Genomic DNA, 21,514 nt, shown 5'->3' on the forward strand with positions numbered 1-21,514 from the left:
TATTTAAGCGTGTAATTCTGTAATGAATCTATTCAAATAAAAGATAGTTAGATCAGGAGGTTCATTTGTGTCAGAAGTGAATAAGCAACAAGTAGTAGACAGCGTACCGCAAAAAGGATTCTTCGGTCATCCCAAAGGATTGTTCACTTTGTTTTTCACTGAATTCTGGGAGCGGTTCTCTTATTATGGAATGAGAGCGATTCTTGTATTCTACATGTACTATGAAGTATCTAAAGGTGGACTTGGATTCGATGAAGCGACAGCGCTTGCGATTATGTCGATTTACGGATCACTTGTCTATATGTCCGGTATTATTGGAGGATGGTTAGCTGACCGCGTGTTTGGCTCATCCCAAGCGATATTCTATGGCGGCGTCTTGATTATGATCGGGCATATTGTGCTCGCTATTCCTAACAGCGTACCGCTATTATTTGTATCGATGGGCTTGATTGTACTCGGTACAGGACTACTCAAACCGAACGTTTCTAATGTAGTTGGTGAATTGTATGGGGAAAAAGACAATCGCCGCGATTCTGGTTTTAGTATTTTCTATATGAGTATCAATCTAGGTGGATTTATCTCTCCTTTGATCGTCGGTGGATTGCAGACTAGTTATGGTTTCCACTGGGGTTTTGCTACAGCAGCGATCGGGATGTTTTTAGGGCTGGTTGTATTTGTATTAACGAAAAAGAAAAATCTAGGTCTAGCAGGTACTGTAGTAGGTAATCCACTATCTGCTGATGAGAAGAAAAAAACGATCAAAATTTTTGCAATCAGTGCGGTGATTATTGCGATTATCGTAGTACTGGCAATTATGATGGGTTGGTTAACGTTAAAATCATTTGTCACTGTAGTGGCTATACTGGGAATTTTGATTCCTATCTGTTACTTCGTTACGATGTATCGTAGCCAAAAAACAACAGATGTCGAACGTTCACGTCTGCTTGCTTATATTCCTTTATTTATAGCGGCTGTGATGTTCTGGTCTATTCAAGAACAGACGTCAACCGTACTGGCAACTTATGCAGATAAACGTACTCAATTGGACTTTATGGGTATTCATATTGCTCCTGCATGGTTCCAATCACTCAATCCGCTATTTATTATTGCGCTATCTCCTGTGTTTGCAGCGATCTGGCTCAAACTTGGAAATCGTCAACCGATTATTCCGCGCAAATTCTCTTTAGGATTGCTGTTTGCAGGGTTATCGTTCCTTGTTATTCTTATTCCTTCTTACTTCGGTGGTGAGAATTCGCTTGTAAGCCCGCTATGGCTTGTACTGAGCTATTTTATTATTGTAGTTGGAGAGTTATTCCTTTCTCCTGTTGGGCTGTCTGCAACAACCAAGCTCGCTCCTGCGGCTTTCTCTGCGCAAACGATGAGTCTATGGTTTTTATCTAATGCTGCGGCTCAAGCGATTAATGCGATTATTGTTCAATTTTATAGCCCCGATACCGAAATGATCTATTTCGGAGTGATCGGTGGTGTGTCTATCGCACTTGGTGTGATCCTGTTCGTGATGGGTCCCAAAATTCAAAGCTTTATGAAGGGTGTACTGTAACAACCAAACCTATAAAAACAACCTTGAGGACTTTAAAGTCATTCAAGGTTGTTTTTATTTAATATAATTGTGCCAACTCTATATTTAATGCTTCTGCTATACGTTTAATTAATTTAATATCTGGAGCAGAAGCGCTAAATTCAAAGTTTTCAATAACTTCCTCATCTACTCCGACCCGATTAGCCAATTCTAAATGGGTATAACCTAACTGATCTTTAGCAATGATTAATTTATCTCGCATCATTATTCTTGTAGTCTCATCCACTTCAAACTGATCTTCTACAAAAACTTTTTCTATTTCTCCAAGTTTGAAAACCATAATCGTAAATTCTGATGTTTGAGATACCGCTTTAAATCCTCTTTTATGATAAAACTCAACTGAATTAGGTAATGCCTCTATCGTAATAAAATTGCATCCACTTTGCTGTGTGACATCTGTAGCTATTTCGATAATTTCTTGCATTAGATGCTTACCATAACCTAGACCTCGGTACCTTTTATCTATAGCAAAATAATGAAGTTTAATAGCCGGGAAATAGTACTGTTCATCATTAGGTAATTCCCAACCATATTTATCTCCAAATTCATTAACCTTATTCCTTTCTAATTCAATTAAATCATTATGTAAAGTAAAGAACCCGACTAAATTTTGATCTTCATCAAAGTATAATCGGGTTGTAGCTGTTTGGAGTTCATGAAAATATAATGCTTTGGTTAATAAAAACTCTTTTATCGTATTCTCATCAAAACTTCCAAATTGAAAATTGTTTAAATGACCAGTATAACTAGAAGAAATGTAGTCAAAAGTTAGCACTTCTCGACCTACTTTCTACGTGAGGAGCGCTTATGATTACTCAGATCTCGACGAACATTATCCATAATATCGCTATGCGTTTTTTCTTTTTTAGTTGCATATTCCACAAACTCGGAGAGCTCTTTGTCATTTTCAAAACTGATTTTGGTCGGTCGAATAGGCTTGAGTATATTTGTACTGGCCACTTTATAACGACCTCCTTCTTTTTAATCAATATACTATATTATATCATCGCTCATATTCTAGTGTAAATAAATAACATGATACTTTCTTTTAGCCAAAGCGCTTGGTTTTGTACCATTTGCTTTCTCTACCGGTAATCCGATCATACGTAATCGAGAAGAATGCTTTGACCGAGATAATCAGGAACAATTGGGAATACGTAAAGTAAGAGACGCACGATAAAATAAAGTTACGTGTATTACTTTGTCCGATATCTGTTGCCAGTGCCATATTAATCTGCAATACATAGATGTAATACATAAGCGCCCAACCAATAACCAGATATACATATACGTCTCCAACAAATTGAACAGGAGATACGACCGCAGGATTAAATAGCTCTATAATCTGATACACAATATTAGCTAAAAAAATAATATCCGAGACAATAATAGCGATCATAAACCAGAAATAACTAGCTGCATAATACATAACATGTAGCTTGATACGCCAGCTTGTTTTATCAAATAAATGATGAATATTGTCCATCACTACACTGTAATTGCCTTTAGACCAGCGTTCCCGTTGCTTCATATACACACTGAGCAGTTCCGGTTCTTGTTGATACGCTTCGGCTTGAGGAGCTAATGCGATCAGCTTCCCACGCGTCAAAATTTCAAATGAAATCGCGGTATCTTCTGTTATGGCTTGCGGGTCCCATCCACCGATCTCTTCCATTAAGTCTTTGCGCACAATAAAGTTCGTGCCCGGAATCGTACCCAATCCGAATAACTCCCACATACCTGTATGATGCACGCGCTGAATCGTGACAAGTTCCAGATTGATACAACCGGATAAGAAGTTCTGGCTGCGATTACGTGCTTTGTTGCGACCGAATACAGCACCGTATTTTTCAGGTTGTTCCATTGCTTTTTGGGTTAGAAAAAGAAGTGCATTTTTCTCGGGTGCGGCATCTGCATCATACACGCATAACCATTCGCCTTTGGAGATCACCATTGCATCATTTAACGCACCGGATTTACCACCACTACCCGTACGCTCCATAATAGTAAAGTCACGATCAGCATAAGCAGGTTGTTCTTTCAAAGCTCGCAAACGAGCAGCCGTATTGTCACTACAATTATCAGCTACGATAATAATCTGTACTTTGTCCTGAGGATAATTCAACTTCAAAATATGCTCAACGGTAGACATAATGACGATTTCTTCATTATGTGCAGGTACAATCACTGTTACATTCGGGAAATGATCCATATTTTCAGGAATCACCATCGGAATTTTATTCTGCTTGAACATAAACCGAATCGCGCCCCACATAATGACGATCGATTCGAATACAGCAATCCATATACTCATAATCGAGATGAGCAAAATAGCATCAGACATGATTTTTCCCCCGGTCATACTTTTTATTTACATTTGCACGGAAAACCAATGTCATAATGGTAAGTACAATAATAGCGATACCGAATAAGCTACTAATCACAATACAAAGCGGGATAAACCAGCTCGTATATTCCATCTCTATCAACCTCCTTGTGAACAAACATGTATTTAAATATATTCTGCAATCAGATCGGTTTCTGTATTGCGTTCTAGCGCAGAGATAATGCCATCAATATTCTCATAGGTGCTGAATTGTTCTTTTTGAAATACGAATGCTCCTGCGCGAATGACAAATTTCAACTCTTTGCCTTTTTTATCTAAAAATTTGATATTCATCATAGCGTTTTTGATACGATCGGTTAACAATTGCAGATATTGTTGATCGGTCATAGGACACAAAATAATAAAACGCCCCTCTTCAATCGAGAACTTATAATCTTCATACCGAATTTGTTTTTGAATCGTCTCGGACAACTCCAACAGAAATTGCGAATAGAGCTGGCTACCTAACGATTCTTGTACCAGTGCTAGAAATTCAATCTTGAACATCGCCATCGAAAATGTATAATTTTCGGAATAGCGTCTAGCCAGGTTAGACTGTTTGATAACAGTAGCTTCTAACGCCTTTTTGTTGCCTAATGTCGTATACAAATCAATTTCAGGATCACGCTTGCGCAAGTCTTCTAATCGTTCACTAACTCTTTGATTACGAATCAACGTCGATTTGATAAAAGCAGCAATCAGAATATTAGCTGGGATCAAAAATAGTTCAAAAAAGATCAGTGTATTGACTGGCGCATATGTCACCATCCATACAAAATAGGTCACTATAAATATAAAAATAACCACGACAGCAATGCCCATCGAAACGACAAACCCGAACAACAATGCAACCATTGCGCCTATATTCAAAGCAATCTCTAATAAGCTATAGCCACCATCTGCATAAATATTAAAAAACACAAGCACTTCCTGTGCGATCGCCAGCACAATCAAAATGATATAACCCAAACGCATTTGATTAATAATGCTGGTGTTGGTACTTAATTCTTTACGTTTTCGACTTGTTCTCATTTACTTCGTGTCACTGCCTTTCTGCAAATGTGTCTCTGCTAAAAGAGGAAATAAATCATCAAAAATATGAGTATCTCCATCAAATACATAGCCTCCCGGATAAGCTTGATCCCATCCTCTCATCGTTAGCATTTGTGCATATAATTGGTCTGCCCACTGCTGATCGTTCTCCTGTAAAGCTAACAAAATCGCAAGTCCGTACACTGCTGGCGATTCATATGCTACATCTGCGGTCTGATCAGCACGCTTATAGCGTCCGGCTAACTTATGATTCTGCTCAAATTCTTTTTTCATAAAAGTGATCAGTTGATCGGAAGGCTCACCTAATTCACTCCGATGGATCGCTAAAATCAGTTGATCTATCAGATTAATCGTATCGTCATAGTTGTATTTGCCTGTAGCTACGCTGTATGTTCTGGGGTAAAAGACTCCATCATTGGGCGTATTGTGAAGTAGATCGGTGTACTTCGTGTACTCTTGAGTGGTGATGATGTTGGTCTGCTTCATCTGTTCCAAAGCAGGCACATCAATATATGTTAGGCTGAGTACATCTGCGGAATATCCATGTTCAAAATCATGATAATCGACAAGATAACCATGTTGCTGATCTGAAGCAAGCAACGTATCGACAATTTGCTTGGCAGTTGTATGATAAGTAGGCTGTTTCCACTGGGTAGATGCTTGTAACAGCGCGCCTACGATACGTAGATCATCTCCAAGTGCGTTGGTATTTACTTTCGATTGTCCATTCGGCTCTAATTTCCAGTAAATATAATGCTTGTCTTTATCCAAAAAATACTGTTGCAACAACGTATAACTGTGTTCAAAACTTTTGGAGTCATCGGTTAGTAGCGCATATTGCATCCACAATCCTAGCGATTCAGATAATGATTCTCGGCCAGCTACAATATCAGGATCTGTCGAAGTAGCGGGTAAAAGACGACTCGCTAACGTCCCATTCTCATTGACCATATGGGATGTAATAAACGCTGCTGTAGGGGAGGCTTCTGGTTGAGAACGATATGTATACACTCCGCCTATGATCACAATAACTGCGATACAACCTATCATAAGTAATATCCATTTCTTCGGAAAATGATGTTTCTTTCTTTTCATATCTTTCTCCTATTGCATACATTTCTGCTTTAGAAATATACGTATTCTACTTTATTTATCGGCTACTCTTGAAGATATAGTTACTTTTTTCTATCAAAATTCGACAATATATGCATCTGTTATATTTTGAAAAGCAAAAAACCAGATCATTCGCAGTCATATGCTACGAAATATCTGGTTTTATCATATAATCTCGTTCGATAGCTGTCTAGTTGATTAATACACTTCTATCGATTGTAATGTTGGACAATAACGCGATTCGACAATAGATATTCGAATATGCTGTGCACTAATATCTGAAAAACGACAAATATGCTTATATCCGACAATGGAACCATGATAACATTCGATCCATTTTTGATGACGATCCTGATAAGAAATCGTAAAGAACTCGATACGTTGCCCTGACTCAATATGTTCCATTAATACGATTCGATGAAATGTCTGGATTGTTCCCAAATCCAGTTCGATCTCAGCTTGCTCTGTTCCATAGGGAGTACACCAATACGTCTCTTCCGCGAGATCGATAGCGAGAGGAGCAGGATGCTCTGGATCTGAATCAGATGCTTGAATTAGAGCATGTTCAGCTAGATTATATTGATAATAATTCTTTATTTTCTCTCCTAATTGTTGCAACTCATACACATCTTGTTCATGAATTAATCCTCTACGATCAGGCGGTATATTTAGCAAAAAGCAAGCATTCCCGCCTACTATTCTTTCATATAATTCCATAAGTTCTGTGGATGTTTTGACCTGATCATCTTCAGCCGAATGATAAAACCAGCCCGGGCGAATCGATGTATTAACTTCCGCAGGATACCAGATCAAATGCTCTGTTTCGGCAATCATATGGCGACTGCCTAAATCGTCTTGATCCGAACGCACCAATGTAGCAAATTCTCCATTATCTTCAGTTTGCGAGTTGGCTTGTATCTTTTCGTTATCCTGCATACTTGCAGGTACAACACTCCATTCAGAAGAACGGGTATGCCCTGCTTCATTACCACACCAGCGTACATCAGGGCCACATATTGAAATCACCGCTTGTGGTTGGAGTCTGCGAATAACCGCGTAATAGCGATCCCAATCATACACTTGCTTTTTCCCTTGTTTGCCTTCTCCACAAGCCCCGTCAAACCATACGCTAAATAATTCACCATATCCAGTTAACAGTTCTTCAAGCTGATGTACAAAATAATCGTTGTAGGCTTCAGAATCTCCATATGTAGGTTCATGACGATCCCATGGAGAAAGGTAAATCCCAAATTTCAGACCTGCTTTGCGGCAAGCTTCGGATACTTCTTTGACCAGATCTCCTTGTCCATTGCGCCACGGACTATTCTCTACCGAATGATCTGTATATTGACTGGGCCACAGGCAAAATCCATCATGATGCTTGCACGTTAGAATAAGTCCTTTCATACCTGCCGCCTGACAAGCATCTACCCATTGCTCTGCATCCAATTGCTCTGGATTAAATAACGCAGGTGACTCATCACCCATTCCCCATTCCCTATCGGTAAATGTATTCATCGAAAAATGAATAAAGCTATAAAATTCTAACTTTTGCCAGGCTAATTGTCTGGCTGATGGATAGATATGAGCCGCTTGTTCAATCGAAATCACCATATGTGGTTCTTCCTTTCGTATCATCAGTATGCTATATCGGATCTGTTATCTTTTTTTACTGTCCTAGATCAGCAGTATCCACCAACTGCACTTGCAATTGTTTGTATCCATGTAATTCGAACAGGATTAACTCATTATCGCCTTGCTTTAACAATGGCGCAGGAATATATAGTGTTTTCTGCGGCCCTACTTGCCAGTATCGACCTAGATTAAATCCATTTAAAAACACTACCCCTTTGACCCAACCATCTACTCTTAGAAATGTATCGGCTGGAGATTGTACATGAAATATACCACGGTAAAAAGCTGGTTGATCAAGTGGGGCTGATAGCGTCTCTGTCTGCGTATAGATAAGGTCGCTAAGCGAATGTAGCGGTAATGGATAGATCGTCCAGTCATATAGAAACGCATTGCCATGCCGTACACCTTCCGTAATCCCTTTAGGATCGCGCAAGTAAGGCCCATAATTAATACGTCCCATATTTTCGACTAGAATATCTAAACGTATGCCTTGTTCCGGTACTTCTAAAGGAAGATTAGACGGGGTCCAGCGCTCGATAATCCCTTGATATGTTTCATCTACATATACGATAGCCCGATCACTTACCTGTTGAAGAACAAGTTCCATTTCGGTTCGTGACCCTTTGACTATAGTGGAATATAAAATAAAGCCATACGCTTGCCCTAGCTTTTCCATCGGTTCAGGTGAAGAAGAATGAATCGCTGTAGTTAGCACATCTAGATTCTGCAATAAAGGACTATATTCATGTAAAGTTACAGTGCCGTAATTAGCAGTCGGGATCGGTACAGGTAATTCCAATGCAGGTAAATCTATATATTCACCAAGCACTTCTCGAACCGCAAAAAATTTATCTGTCGGCTGTCCCTGTTCATTTAATAAAGCTCCATAATCATAACTTCCTACAGTTGGTTCATACTGCTTAATATGATTGGCTCCATTGTAAAAGCCAAAGTTTGTTCCTCCGTGGAACATATAGAAGTTGAGTGAAGCTTGTTCATATCGCAAAATGTCATCAACAGTCTCTGCGGTATCTTGTGCTGAACGGGTCTGATGAGGTTCCATCCAATGATCAAACCAACCATCCCAGAACTCCATCACCATAAGTGGAGCATCCGGTTGATACTGCTTGAGCTTAGCAAAAGCAGACGTCGCATTCGATCCAAAATTAACGGTCGCCAGTACACCGGGAACCATCCCACCCTGCAACATAAAGTCTTCCGGCCCATCTGAAGTGAACAACAATACATCCATTCCCCGTATCACCATTGCTTCTTGAATGTATTGAAGATATGCTGTATCGTTGCCATAACTTCCGTACTCATTTTCGATCTGCATCGCTATAATCGGCCCACCTTTGGTACATAACAAAGGTTGAAGAAGCGGTAGTAACACATCATAATAAGCATCTACTTTATCCAGATAAGATATATCATAACTACGCAGTCGCATATTCTGATCAGCAAGCAACCATGCAGGCAATCCTCCAAATTCCCATTCGGCACAAATATAAGGGCTCGGTCTAACAATCACATGCAATCCTAATGATCCGGCTAACTGAATAAAAGCTACAACATCTGCGATACCTGTAAAATCAAAAAAACCTTCTTGTGGTTCATGCAGATTCCATGGAATATACGTCTCCACTGTATTTAAGCCGAGAGCTTTTAGCTTGAGCAACCGATCTTCCCAGTATTCAGGCACGATGCGAAAATAATGTATTGCACCAGACAGCAGACGCATCGGCTGACCGTTATAGACAAAGTCATTGCCAACAACTTCAAAAGTGTTCAACAGCGCTTCCTCCCTATGATCTGATCTACTACGATCAACCTTTGACCCCGCCCATCATCATGCCTTCGGTTAATCTTTTCTGCAATAATGCATAGACAATGACGGTAGGAATCAATACAATCACTAATCCTGCAAACAGAGAACCCCAATCTGTCGCATATTGTTGAATCTGCATCAGATTAGCCAGCCCGATCGGAATCGTTTTTTTCTCATCACTTGTGACTAATGTTAATGCCAGTACATATTCATTCCAAAAGTCAAAAAAGCCGAATACCACCAGAGTTACAATCGCAGGACGCGTAATCGGTAAAATAATACGGAACAAAATATTCATATATCCTGCTCCATCAATCAGCGCCGCTTCTTCAAAATCTTGTGGAATCGACTTCATAAATCCAATCATCAGATAGACAGAAAAAGAAAGGCTACCTGTTGCATAGACTGCACTTAGCCAGAAGCGATTATCCAGCATATGTAGATTATTCATCAGAATAAATAGCGGTACAATAATATACGCACCTCCGATAAACAATCCTGCCATATACAGATTCGTAATCAATCCTCTGCCTCTAAATTGCATTCTACCTAACGCATACGCTGTCGGTAAAGCTACCGCTAACAGAATAACCATCGACATCGCAACCACTAATACCGAATTTAGCATATAATCGCCAATACGAGCGGTAGTAAAAGCATTCACATAATTTTCCCAGTTTAATGTCTTCGGTAAGCTCCACGGACTTTCCATCACTTCTGTATTTGTTTTGAACGAAGCTAATACATTCCAGATCAAAGGATAAACGACGATTAATGCCTGTATGATCAAAAAAATACGTAACACGATATGACCTACCCAGCGCAGCGGTGTTTTGGATACACTAACCTTAGGCTTTGTGCTCCCGCTTTCAAAGTTGGCTGTCATCGACATGTTAAGATGCCTCCCTTCGTGTTAAACGGTTGCTTAAAATCGCTAACAAAAACGACATTACAAACACAAATACACCGATCGCCATCGCATAGCCAAAATTGGAATTGGAAAAAGCCTGACTGTACAGATAAGTCATAATCACTTCAGAATGACGATTTGGCCCTCCGCCTGTCATAATCGATACGATAATAAAGCTAATCGTAAGCACACCGTTAATACTGAAGATAATCGTAATTCGAATAATTTCCCATAACATCGGAATCGTAATATGGATAAACTGCTGAATTGGGGTAGCTCCATCTATACCTGCCGCTTCATACAAGTCAGGAGATATACTATCAATTCCTGCCATATACATCACCATATAATAACCAACCGCTTGCCAGATCATCGTGATTGCTAACGCCCACAATACTGTCCGTTCATCACCTAACCACGGAAGCGCCCAGCTACTTAATCCGATGAAATCAAGCCCTGAATTGAGAAATCCAATCGTCGGATGATAAATAAATGACCATAGAATAGCAATGACGACAAAAGATAAAATACTGGGAAAGAAAAATAAAGTGCGATAAAGTCCACGTTCTTTCAATTTGGAACGTGTCAGAATCGATGCATTAATCAATGCGATAAATAACGTCAACACAGGCACCACTAACATCAAAAATCCGGTATTTCGTAACGATAACAAAAATACATCATCATGGAATAAATCGATAAAATTTTGGAATCCTACCCATTTCGGCTCATCTCCGATACCTGTCCATAAGTAAAAAGATTTCTGGAATACTTCGACCGTAGGATACAACTTAAACAACGTAAGCAATAACAGTCCGGGCAACAAACAAAATAATAAAAACCAACGCCGTCTTGTCTTCATTTTCATAGGATGCGAAGACTCCTTTCGATCAAAGAGGACGATATTATCGCCCTCCTTAGTTTTTACTTATGGTGTATTATTCACTAACTCTTGATTCAGTTCAGTATATAATTTGGTCATTTGCGCACTATATTGATCTAATGTCATCTGCTTATTCATCAATGAAGAAATAGGATTATACACTTCTTCGCTTGGATTGTATTTGCTACCTTTAGCTACCGATTTAAACGAACCGTTTATGGCTACCATACCGCTATCGACTGTTTTATAGACATTGTAAGTCGTATCAGAAATATACTCTTTGACCAGATCGGGTGCTCCTTTAACAGCAAGGATTCCTTTCGATTTTTCAGCATTAAGTTTTACACTTTTATCAGTATACAGATACGATAAAAAGGCTTTAGCTAATTCTGGATTTTTGGCTTTGGCTGGAATAACGATCTGCTCTACACTGGTCATCGCTGTAACCGGATCACCTTTTTTAAAAGCAGGTACGCCTAGAAATCCAAACTCAAATCCTTCTTCACGCGGAGCATCTTTCATTTCATCTTCAAACCATGTGCCATTCGGAATAAACATCGCATGACCTTGCATAAATTCGGTCTGTGCTTGTGTATGATTCAAAGCGACTGTACCTTTCATCAATCCGTTATCTTCGGTAGCGATCTTTTCCAGTACACCCCATACCTGACGGAATGTGTCACTTGTCCAAAATGTAGGATTGTAATCAAAAAAATCAGTTAATCCCTTCTGCTTACTCACACTATAGATCGAAGGTACAATGATTTCTTCCAGATAACCTGGATATAACCCTTGATACGTAAATAGCGCTCTATTATTTTGTTGTGCTGTTGTATTGAGTGCTAACAACTCATCCCATGTTTTTGGAACTTCAATTCCTTTTTGTTTAAAAAGAGTTTTGTTATACCACAATCCCATTACACCAAAGTTAAACGGGGCAGCATACACTTTGCCATCTCCATAAGGAGCCATCGCTCTGGATTCTAAAGCACCCAGTAGAATTTTATTTTTGAGCGGCTGTGTTTCTCCTTTTGGCGTGCTATCAAACACATCGGTTAAATCTAGTAAAGCATGGTCTTTGACCAGACCATCTAGCAACGATGTATTATCACTGCCTGCAATATACATTAAATCCGGCGGATTACCGGCTACAATTTTGGGGCGAATCAATTCAGCGATTTTGGGACTGGCGGTAATATTGATCTTGGTTCCCGGATAATCTTTCATAAAGTCTTCTGCAATCGTATCCCAGTATTCCCGTCCATATCCTCCTTGAAAAACAGCGATATTGAGGTCTGGATCAGCAAATTGGCTATTGGCTGCTTGAGTGCTTTTATCTGCACTGCCTGCATTACCCCCACATCCAGCCAACAACGAAAATGACAATACAACTGCACTTAACATATTTAATGTTTTGATCCCCTTCATACATTCACCCCATTTATATAATGAGCTTCTGGATAGAAGCGACGCTGCATGTATTCAGTATAGAAGGGTTGTGATGATAGTAAAATGTACAATACAGGTAAACCTTATAGATGATTTTTAGTTTTTTTATATACGATGAACAAAAAACTAGACAATTTTATGATCATACATAAAATCATCTAGTTTTTTTATTTTTATCTATCATGATAAGACAGGTTTTATCTGTTTAGGTGAGATTCCATAACGTTTTTTAAACAAGCGATTGAAATAAAATGGATCATGAATACCTACTTCTAACGCTACCTGTTTGACCAGCCATTGTCCTGAGGATAGCATTTGATACGCATGATTCATTCGAATATCGTTTAGATATGTTAGAATACTTTGCCCTATTTCTACTTTAAATACCTGACACAAATAAGGTTCAGACAGATTCACATAAGCCGCAATTTCAGATAAATGAATACGCTCTGCATAATGAGTCTGCAAATAATCGATCACTTTTTGTACTTCTGGCCGAATCATCACTTTATGATTGGAATGAGGTGGACTTAATCTATGGGGTGTTGGCTTTATTGCTAAAGGTAGAGGGGATTCTTCGATATTCAGACAGTACTGGATATGTTGTCTAAGTTCATGCTCATTACTTGCTCCTATCGTGTACACAATCTGTAAAGGAATATTGTAATACATGTTGGATAAACTGATCAGCCGTTGCGCTATTGTTTCACTCCAAGAGGATGGATTCGCAGATATTAACGAAGAACTTTTTTCACAAGTTACGCCTAAAATAAATTGATGATTGTTCAGTTCAGCTAACATTACATGATGACTATTGGAAAAGAGTTCATCTGATAATCCAGATAAAGCTGACTTTAAGCGTTGAGCTGCATTCAATAGATTGTCGTTAGCATTAGCTTGTTCGATATTGACTGCAAATAAAAAGAGGAGTTGTCGCTCGGTATCCAATGGACGATAAGAAGAGTCTGAAGATGCAGATGATTGTGTATTGATCTCTGCACGTTGAAGTAACTGGATAGCGGAATGATCTATACCGCATATCTCCAATAATTGCTGCTGAAAATCACTATATTCTACAGGGTCAGCGATACTGAGAGATGTATTTTTTTGGAGTACGGGTTCTTTTTGATCTATTTTAGCAGCCATTTCTTCAAGCACTTGCATAAAGTTATCTGTCTGCAATGTTAATTTGAGCATATAATCATGTGCACTATGTTTGAGTGCTTCACGTACCAATTCAAAATCATTGTAGTTGCTCAATACTAAGATCTCTCCATGATACTGATCAGCTCGTAATTGCTTAATAAGCGCTATCCCATCCATATCAGGCATCTTGATATCGGTAATCACAATATCAATATCAGTCTGTGCGATAAGTTCAAGCGCAGTACGTCCATTCGAACATGACCCCGCATATTCAAATCGACTGCCTTCCCAATGAATAAGCGTTTTTACAGCATGACGAACAATCAACTCATCATCAACAATCAACACTTTATACATCATTTTTGTCCTCCTTTGTACGATCTCGCTTAGGTAATATAATCTCAGTCGTTGTTCCATAATTAATTCTACTATGTGTGATTAGACCATAAGGTTCTCCATAATGAAGCCTGATTCGTTCATGTACATTTGTAATACCTATTCCAGATAATGAGCGATACAATGCTTTCTGTTGACGTTGTTCGGCCTGGTCAAATCCTTTGCCATTGTCGCAGATAAGAATCTGTATTCCTTGATCAGATAGACTGGCTTCTATTCGAATATTTACTTTAGCATGTTCATCTGCTCCAGCATGCAAGATCGAATTTTCGACAATCGGCTGTAAAATAAATTTGGGTACCATCCATGTAGCAGTGTCTTCATGCAACTGCACTTCCAGATGAAATGAATCACCATAACGAATACGCTGAATATTTGCATAATGTTGTACATTCTCAATTTCTTTTGCTAACGGGATCATTTCTTCTTTGACTAGAATCGTATTGTGAAGCAGTTCAGATAATGAGCCAATCCCCTGTGTTAGCGAAGCATTGCCACTGAGCATTGCACTCCATTTCAACGAATTTAATGTATTAAATAAAAAGTGAGGATTAATCTGAGCTTGTAACATTTTGAGTTCTGCTTCTCTTTTGGCTTGCTGTTCGGTCTGGATCTGCACGATCAATTGTTTGAGTCTATCTACCATGTTGTAGATAGTTGATGTTAATTGCTGCATTTCATCTGGATAAGGCCCTTGTTGAGGCATTCCGTCTAACTTCCCACGATCTACCCGTTTGGCAAATAACAAAAGCGAACGCATCGGCGAACTAATACTAAAATATATCCACATAGATACGATAGCAGACAATAGTAACGTCAATAGACATAAGGCGATAATATGATTTCGTAATCCGGTAAGTTCTGACACGATAAAAGAATGAGGAATCAAGCCGATAATATGCCAATTTGCCATCTGAATCTCTGCACTGGTCACCAGCATTTTTGTATTCAAAATCGTTGATTCAAATTCTTCAGATTGGCCTTGATGTTGTTCGCTGATCATTTTGGATATGATATCTTTGTGAAAAATATTGCCTTGTACAATCGCTGGATTCAACGAAGAAATTACCATTCCATTATCATTGGTTATGTAGATACTACTACCTTTTCCTAGATTGACAGACTGATATAGATTACGGGCAAAACTTTTTTCATCAAAACAAAGAACAATATAGCCTAGATATGAATTTAGATCATTTTCGGAATAGATTTTGCGGGTGAGGGCTAATGTTGGCGTACCACGATTAGAACGAAGGTAAGACCAATACGCATTACGAGCAACGCCTTCTGTTTGAGTCATCACTTCACTTAATTGATCACCTGGATACCATTGATAGCCCAGATCAAAAAAAGCCGCGCCTGTATTGGTCATAATAACGACATTAGAAAGGTTACTAAAGCTGAAAATCTGCTGATCCAGTTGTTTGCGAATCAACGTTTGCAACACATTTTTGTCCAGATCGGTTAACTGATTGTAATTGGCTAGCCCTGTCTGAATCGAAGGATTAATAATAATATTTTCACTTAATGTCTCGTATTGTTCCAGTTCTCTAGCGATATTACGAGCTAATTCATCTAATGTCTGTGTAGATGTCTCACTGATCTTGGTTGTGGTCGATGTCTCATAGATTTGATTGGAGTAAAAGGCGACAATAACGACAGGTAAAAGAGAAGTAATTAGAAAAGCGATAAGTAAGCGATGCTTGATCGAAAGATGACGAAGTAGGAACGAGGATTTTTTGAACCATTTCAATTTAGCGTTAGAGGGCATACCAGAACACCTTCTTGCATCATTTTTCATACTATAATAGCAGAAATTAGAACGCTTGCAAGATCACATCAAGATGATATATTGCAAAAAAGACTGCCGGAATTCACCGACAGCCTGCTTTATTTCATCTTCATACTCTCTCAATTCATTGGAATCATGAACCAACCACAACAGGATTGTCTTCATTTTTCGCTTGTGCTGCTTTTTTAATTTGTTTACTGCGCAATTGTCCGCAAGCTGCATCAATATCTGTTCCATGCTCCAGACGAACTGTACAGTTCACACCATTCTTTTTCAACGTATCGTAGAATGTAATAATCGATTCTTGAGAACTACGTTGATACTGGCTATGCTCATCAACCGGATTGTATGGAATCAGATTCACACTGGCTGACTTGTTCATATGAGCGATTAGATCAGCCAATTGCTGTGCATGTTCTTGATGATCGTTCACATCACGTAGCAAAATGTACTCTAACATAATCCGGCGATTTGTTTTGGTTAAATAGTACTCTACAGCAGACATCAATTGCTCTAACGGATAAGCACGATTAATTTTCATAATGCGTGTACGCAGTTCATTATTCGGTGCATGTAAAGAAAGAGCTAGATTCACCTGTAGATCACTATCGGCAAATTCTCTGATTTTGTCAGGCAGACCACTTGTGGAGACAGTGATACGTTTAGGCGCAATTACCAGACCTTTGCGATCTTTCACAATATTTAAGAAATCGACCATATTTTCAAAATTATCAAATGGTTCGCCGATTCCCATGACTACGATATGCGTAACCAATTGGTCTTGCGCGGCTGCATCCAGATGAAATTGCACTTTCATAATCTGTTCCACAATCTCACCTGCGGTGAGATCACGACTTTTCTTAATTAGACCACTTGCACAAAAGCTACAGCCGATATTACAGCCTACTTGAGTGGTTACACATACCGATTGACCATACTTCTGACGCATCAATACCGTTTCGATCAAGTTGCCATCTTCCAAACGGAACAGAAATTTCACTGTACCATCAGCAGATTCTTGCTTCACATGTTCGGTTAATGTCTGAATTGCAAAATGCTCGGCAAGCAAAGCGATACAAGCCGGATTCACTTCAGTCATTTCATTAAATTCAGTTACACGTTGACGATACAAATAATCCCAGACCTGACCGGCGCGGAATTTCTTGTGTCCACGTTCACCAAGCCATGACGATAATTGATCTAATGTTAATCCATAAATGGATGGTTTATTCATGGTATACCTTCTTTCAAAGCTATTAAATTTGAGGAAAAACAGATTAGAGTAGATCTTTTTCTTCTGTTTGAAGAATAGATGCTAACAATCCAGGAAATTGAGTGTCTAGTTCACTTTGGCAAATACGATAAAAATGTTGCCTGCCATCAATGCGTAATTGGATTAATCCCGTTTCGCGTAATATTTTAACATGATGAGACAAGGTGGATTTGGAAATATGACTCATTTGAAAACCTGCACAACTTTTTTCTCCATGATGTGCAAGACACAATAGTATTTTCAATCGCACAGGATCACTTAGTGCGCTGAATACATCGACAAGCTTGATCGGTGTCGGTCTGGTAGCTTCTAATATTTTCATACTTTTCAACTTATCATTTATTGGAGCAACTATCAATTGAAAAGTACGATTTTGGTCGAACTATTTATTATGTTAGATGTATGATACACTTTAACAGTTCGAATTTCATCAAACTATTAAATACAATGAGAGCAAGATTGTGTTTTTTTATCAAAAAGGAGCCTTATTAAATGACAACAGCTATCCAAACATTAAATGACTATTTCCGCTTATTCGATGCTTCACGTACTGATCCACAAGCGATGGAACAATTGTTGGATTTATTTATTCCAGATGTAGAGATTGTACTGAACGGAGCTACACGTAACGGGTTCAAAACTTTTATGGATACATTCTATCAATACAATATTGATATCAAACATATGCATGAGCCGTGGGAACTGCAAACCAACGGAACCTACGAATCCCGCTGGGCAGTATGTGGCATGTCGAGTGAAGGAACAGTCTATGCCAAAACAGGAATTGATATTGCTCGTGTGAATGAAGAAGGTAAGATTGTATTTTTGGAAAATGTACAGGAGAATCAAGACGCTTTTAGCAAGTATTGATACTAACTATGTAGATTAGGTTCTATGTTTATTGCGATAGGATCTGACTGCTACAATCGTAATCCATGTCAGTACCGCTACGACAGCAATCACGATTCCCATCGTAATCAACAAATTACTCCATACGATATGCATATCATTCACCTCATTTATATCTGGATTTTATTGGTAATGATAATAAGTGTACATAAGCGATCATCATCATGCAAATGAACAGCATATAGACAAGCAAAGGAGCATCTTCGTTCACAAGATGCTCCTTCTTTTGATCTACTTTTTCAATATAAATGTTATTCCTAGAACGACTATTAACAACAACCCCATATACCAACCATCTCTGCCTGCTAATTGTGGAGTTAGATAATAGGTACGCTGACGTGTGCCTGTGAATCCGCGTGCTTCCATCGCTATCGCTATTCGTTCAGACTTACGAATACCTTGCGTGAATAGTGGTAGTGCATAACGGATAAAAGATTTCCAGCTATTCTTCTGCTTATACCCTCTAATCTTATGCGCCGATTTCATTTGAGTCAGTTCTGTCTGGAACAAAGGAATAAAGCGAAATCCAGCTAACAGTCCATAAGCCCACTTTGGCGATAATCTACATTGATGAACCAGACTCATAATCATAGCAGTAAGATCGGTGGTCGATGTGAACAACAGTCCATACGTAACAAATCCAAGCATCCGCAGGGCGATCATTAGACCATTATTCAGACTTTCTTCAGTAATATGGAACCATCCCCATTGCCAGATGGTATGTTCACCTTTACCAAATGCCGCCATCATCCAGAAAATCATTACAAAAAAGATCGTGTACGGCAGCAATCGTTTGAGCAAATAAGCAATCCGCCAACCACCCAAAGTCATTCCAATCACTAGTGCTACTAACCAGATCGCTAAAGTGATACGAGGATCAGTGACTGCCATCAATACGCACATCACTAACAAATGAGTTACCAACTTGATCGTCGGATTCAAGGTGGATAACCACGAATGATTGCTTTTCATACAATACTCCGCTCCTTCTGTGGCTGTAGCAACCGGTAATGAAGCGGAGGGATAATCGCATGATCCCCGATCTGTTCTGGATTAGCAAAGAGATGATAAGGTGCTCCATTGTAGACCACTTTGCCCTGATCAAACAAAATCACGGTATCGGCGTATTCATCGACTAGATCCATATCATGCGTGACCATCACAATCGTTGTTCCTTGCGCTTGCCGTTGTTGCAGTCGCTTGATTAATTCAGCCGATGTTTTAGCATCTTGACCGAATGTAGGTTCATCTAATAGAAGTAACGACTGATCGAATAACAGCATAGTGGCTACACTCAAGCGCCTTTTTTGCCCCAGACTAAGTGTAAATGGATGTTGATCTTGATAAGCTTCTAAACCGAATTCTTGCAACAATTGTATCGTTTTGGAGGTTACTTCCTCTTCTGACCAATTCCGTTGTCGTCCGCCAAAAGCGATCTCGTCAAACACCGTATCGGTTACAAATTGCAGTTCAGGATTTTGAAAAACAAATCCCGCTTGCTCATACAGATCACGATCACTCCATTTTTTTAATAATTTATGTTGAAAAGAAAGCTGACCACTACGAATACGTTCTAACCGAATTAAGCTTTTGAGAAATGTGCTTTTCCCACTTCCATTAGCACCGACAATCGCTACCCATTTCCCTGACTGAATCGAAATGTTCATATCGCTCATAACAGATTTTTGACGATACCCGATCTCCAGTTGTTCGGTAACTATGATATCAGGTGTATGATTGTCGGTTGTATCTGCATGTAGTGTAGCTGTACGGCGTTGTTGTAGTGTCTGTTGCAACTGCTTCGCTAATGGATGAGACGGATGATCTTGTACATCTTCCCATGTATACGGGAATAATTGAGGTTGCCATATGCCGGCTTCTTCCATCTCTGCACGATACCGCTCGATCATCTCTGCTGGCTTGCCTTGAGCCATAATACGCCCTTGCGCATTCATCAAAATGACTGTATCCATCCACTCAATACACCCATCTAATGTATGTTCTACAAATACCATCGTCTGTCCGTACTGATCAGCTAGGTCATGTAGCAATTGAAAAATTTCTTTGCGACTGATCGGATCAAGTTGTGCTGTCGGTTCATCGAAAAAAAGAACTTCCGGTTCAAGCGCTAACAGACACGCTAGCGCTAGCCGTTGCTTCATACCTCCAGATAGGGTCTCAATAGCAGTATGACGATCTATATTCAGACCGACTTGCTTCATCACTGTATCTATCATAGTGTCCATCTGAGCACGCGGAATAGAGCGATTTTCCAAGCTAAAAGCAATCTCTTCATCCACATGAAGCATACAGAACTGCGAATCCGGGTCTTGAAACATCACGCCACATTGAGGGGCTAACTGAATCTCGCCTTCCACTTCAGCTTCTACATGTTCAGGAATAATACCGGACAATGCAGATAATAGCGTCGACTTGCCACTACCACTTGGCCCGAGAATCAATACTTTTTCTCCACGTGAAATCGATAAATGAATATGCGTTAATACATTTTCTTCTCGATGATAAAAACGTACTGACAGGTCTTTACACCCTAGAAGCGATTCCATTCGCATTTCCCTTCTTCCGCCGTACTTTCATAATTTCGTATTGATCCAGTACCCCTGTTTTGCACAAAGCTTCTACAATAATTTTGGCTAACCATCCACCTAAAATCATTCCACTGATCACTTGAATAACCAGAGTCGTAATCAATACTTGTGTGGTGTAATAGCCGAATCCATTAGCGATAACGTTATACAATACTCCACCTACTGCCGCCAGCGCTCCTGATAACATTAACGTCATCAAGTTATAACGTTTGTAGCCAAATAGAGCAAACGCAATCTCTGCTCCAATCCCTTGAAACACGCCGATCAATAATGCAGACAATCCAAAATGGCTACCTGTTAACAGCTCTACAGCCGCAGCCGCTACTTCAGCGATCAATGCCGCCCCTGGCTTACGAATAATATAAGCTACAATCGGGCTTGCAATAATCCAGATGCCGAACATAAATCCTGCACCCACAGGCCCTACTAATGCAGAGATCGGTATCCACAATGTCGACCATCCCAGATAAATAACGCCACAAGCCACCGCCAAAATAACAGTCAGCACCACTTCTTTCATTTTCCATGTCAT

General features: G+C 39.4%; 20 protein-coding genes. 2 read left to right on the forward strand and 18 right to left on the reverse strand.

All coding sequences use genetic code 11. The features are described 5' to 3' along the window. Window positions 1–67: 67 nt before the first annotated feature. Window positions 68–1,561: a peptide MFS transporter gene (locus tag PQ456_RS22060; RefSeq protein ID WP_273614150.1), complete on the forward strand. Its 1,494-nt coding sequence runs from the start codon at window positions 68–70 to the stop codon at window positions 1,559–1,561. A gap of 58 nt (window positions 1,562–1,619) precedes the next feature. Here PQ456_RS22060 and PQ456_RS22065 read toward each other — a convergent pair whose 3' ends face one another. The 15 genes from PQ456_RS22065 to PQ456_RS22135 all read right to left on the reverse strand — a co-directional run bounded on the left by PQ456_RS22065 (window position 1,620) and on the right by PQ456_RS22135 (window position 17,786). Then, a complete protein-coding gene (locus tag PQ456_RS22065; RefSeq protein WP_273614151.1) occupies window positions 1,620–2,375 on the reverse strand; it encodes a GNAT family N-acetyltransferase in 756 nt (251 codons plus the stop codon). Window positions 2,376–2,383: 8 nt separating this feature from the next. After that, window positions 2,384–2,560 (reverse strand): hypothetical protein, encoded by a 177-nt coding sequence (locus tag PQ456_RS22070; protein WP_273614152.1) that lies wholly within the window; start codon window positions 2,558–2,560, stop codon window positions 2,384–2,386. An 88-nt stretch (window positions 2,561–2,648) separates the two neighbouring features. Continuing rightward, a complete protein-coding gene (locus tag PQ456_RS22075; RefSeq protein WP_273614153.1) occupies window positions 2,649–3,944 on the reverse strand; it encodes a glycosyltransferase family 2 protein in 1,296 nt (431 codons plus the stop codon). Then, window positions 3,937–4,080 (reverse strand): hypothetical protein, encoded by a 144-nt coding sequence (locus PQ456_RS22080; protein ID WP_273614154.1) that lies wholly within the window; start codon window positions 4,078–4,080, stop codon window positions 3,937–3,939. Before PQ456_RS22080 ends, PQ456_RS22075 begins: the two co-directional genes overlap by 8 nt. Window positions 4,081–4,112: 32 nt before the next feature. Then, complete coding sequence (locus tag PQ456_RS22085; protein WP_273614155.1) at window positions 4,113–5,018, reverse strand: GGDEF domain-containing protein; 906 nt, start codon at window positions 5,016–5,018, stop codon at window positions 4,113–4,115. Beyond that, a complete protein-coding gene (locus PQ456_RS22090; protein WP_273614156.1) occupies window positions 5,019–6,134 on the reverse strand; it encodes a glycosyl hydrolase family 8 in 1,116 nt (371 codons plus the stop codon). Window positions 6,135–6,350: 216 nt separating this feature from the next. Then, window positions 6,351–7,766 carry an alpha-L-fucosidase gene (locus PQ456_RS22095; protein ID WP_273614157.1) on the reverse strand — a complete coding sequence of 472 codons (1,416 nt, stop codon included), beginning with the start codon at window positions 7,764–7,766 and terminating at the stop codon, window positions 6,351–6,353. A gap of 55 nt (window positions 7,767–7,821) precedes the next feature. Beyond that, window positions 7,822–9,579 (reverse strand): glycoside hydrolase family 35 protein, encoded by a 1,758-nt coding sequence (locus PQ456_RS22100; RefSeq protein ID WP_273614158.1) that lies wholly within the window; start codon window positions 9,577–9,579, stop codon window positions 7,822–7,824. A gap of 34 nt (window positions 9,580–9,613) precedes the next feature. Next, a complete protein-coding gene (locus tag PQ456_RS22105; RefSeq protein WP_273614159.1) occupies window positions 9,614–10,507 on the reverse strand; it encodes a carbohydrate ABC transporter permease in 894 nt (297 codons plus the stop codon). Window position 10,508: 1 nt separating this feature from the next. Continuing rightward, on the reverse strand, window positions 10,509–11,393 hold the full coding sequence (locus PQ456_RS22110; protein ID WP_273614160.1) for a carbohydrate ABC transporter permease: 885 nt from the start codon (window positions 11,391–11,393) through the stop codon (window positions 10,509–10,511). A gap of 60 nt (window positions 11,394–11,453) precedes the next feature. Next, window positions 11,454–12,836, reverse strand: coding sequence for a carbohydrate ABC transporter substrate-binding protein (locus tag PQ456_RS22115; RefSeq protein WP_273614161.1), 1,383 nt, complete (start codon window positions 12,834–12,836; stop codon window positions 11,454–11,456). Between the two features lie 201 nt (window positions 12,837–13,037). Continuing rightward, window positions 13,038–14,363: a response regulator transcription factor gene (locus tag PQ456_RS22120; protein ID WP_273614162.1), complete on the reverse strand. Its 1,326-nt coding sequence runs from the start codon at window positions 14,361–14,363 to the stop codon at window positions 13,038–13,040. Next, window positions 14,353–16,170 carry a sensor histidine kinase gene (locus tag PQ456_RS22125; protein ID WP_273614163.1) on the reverse strand — a complete coding sequence of 606 codons (1,818 nt, stop codon included), beginning with the start codon at window positions 16,168–16,170 and terminating at the stop codon, window positions 14,353–14,355. The genes PQ456_RS22120 and PQ456_RS22125 overlap by 11 nt, the downstream gene beginning before the upstream one ends. Before the next feature lie 154 nt (window positions 16,171–16,324). Continuing rightward, a complete protein-coding gene (rlmN, locus tag PQ456_RS22130; RefSeq protein ID WP_273614164.1) occupies window positions 16,325–17,425 on the reverse strand; it encodes a dual-specificity RNA methyltransferase RlmN in 1,101 nt (366 codons plus the stop codon). Window positions 17,426–17,468: 43 nt separating this feature from the next. Then, window positions 17,469–17,786 carry an ArsR/SmtB family transcription factor gene (locus PQ456_RS22135; protein WP_273614165.1) on the reverse strand — a complete coding sequence of 106 codons (318 nt, stop codon included), beginning with the start codon at window positions 17,784–17,786 and terminating at the stop codon, window positions 17,469–17,471. A gap of 170 nt (window positions 17,787–17,956) precedes the next feature. On the opposite strand from PQ456_RS22135, the gene PQ456_RS22140 reads away from it, so the two are divergent. Further along, window positions 17,957–18,334, forward strand: coding sequence for a nuclear transport factor 2 family protein (locus tag PQ456_RS22140; RefSeq protein ID WP_273614166.1), 378 nt, complete (start codon window positions 17,957–17,959; stop codon window positions 18,332–18,334). 270 nt (window positions 18,335–18,604) lie between these two features. Here the strand turns inward: PQ456_RS22140 and PQ456_RS22145 are convergent, their stop codons facing one another. The 3 genes from PQ456_RS22145 to PQ456_RS22155 are packed head-to-tail and all read right to left on the reverse strand — an operon-like array spanning window position 18,605 to window position 21,514. Next, window positions 18,605–19,345 (reverse strand): energy-coupling factor transporter transmembrane component T family protein, encoded by a 741-nt coding sequence (locus PQ456_RS22145; protein WP_273614167.1) that lies wholly within the window; start codon window positions 19,343–19,345, stop codon window positions 18,605–18,607. Beyond that, entirely contained in the window at window positions 19,342–20,940 is a 1,599-nt protein-coding gene (locus PQ456_RS22150; RefSeq protein WP_273614168.1) for an ABC transporter ATP-binding protein, read from the reverse strand. The genes PQ456_RS22145 and PQ456_RS22150 overlap by 4 nt, the downstream gene beginning before the upstream one ends. After that, window positions 20,918–21,514 (reverse strand): ECF transporter S component, encoded by a 597-nt coding sequence (locus PQ456_RS22155; protein ID WP_273616380.1) that lies wholly within the window; start codon window positions 21,512–21,514, stop codon window positions 20,918–20,920. The genes PQ456_RS22150 and PQ456_RS22155 overlap by 23 nt, the downstream gene beginning before the upstream one ends.

The organism is Paenibacillus kyungheensis, assembly GCF_028606985.1.
In the GTDB taxonomy this organism is placed as follows: domain Bacteria; phylum Bacillota; class Bacilli; order Paenibacillales; family Paenibacillaceae; genus Saccharibacillus; species Saccharibacillus kyungheensis.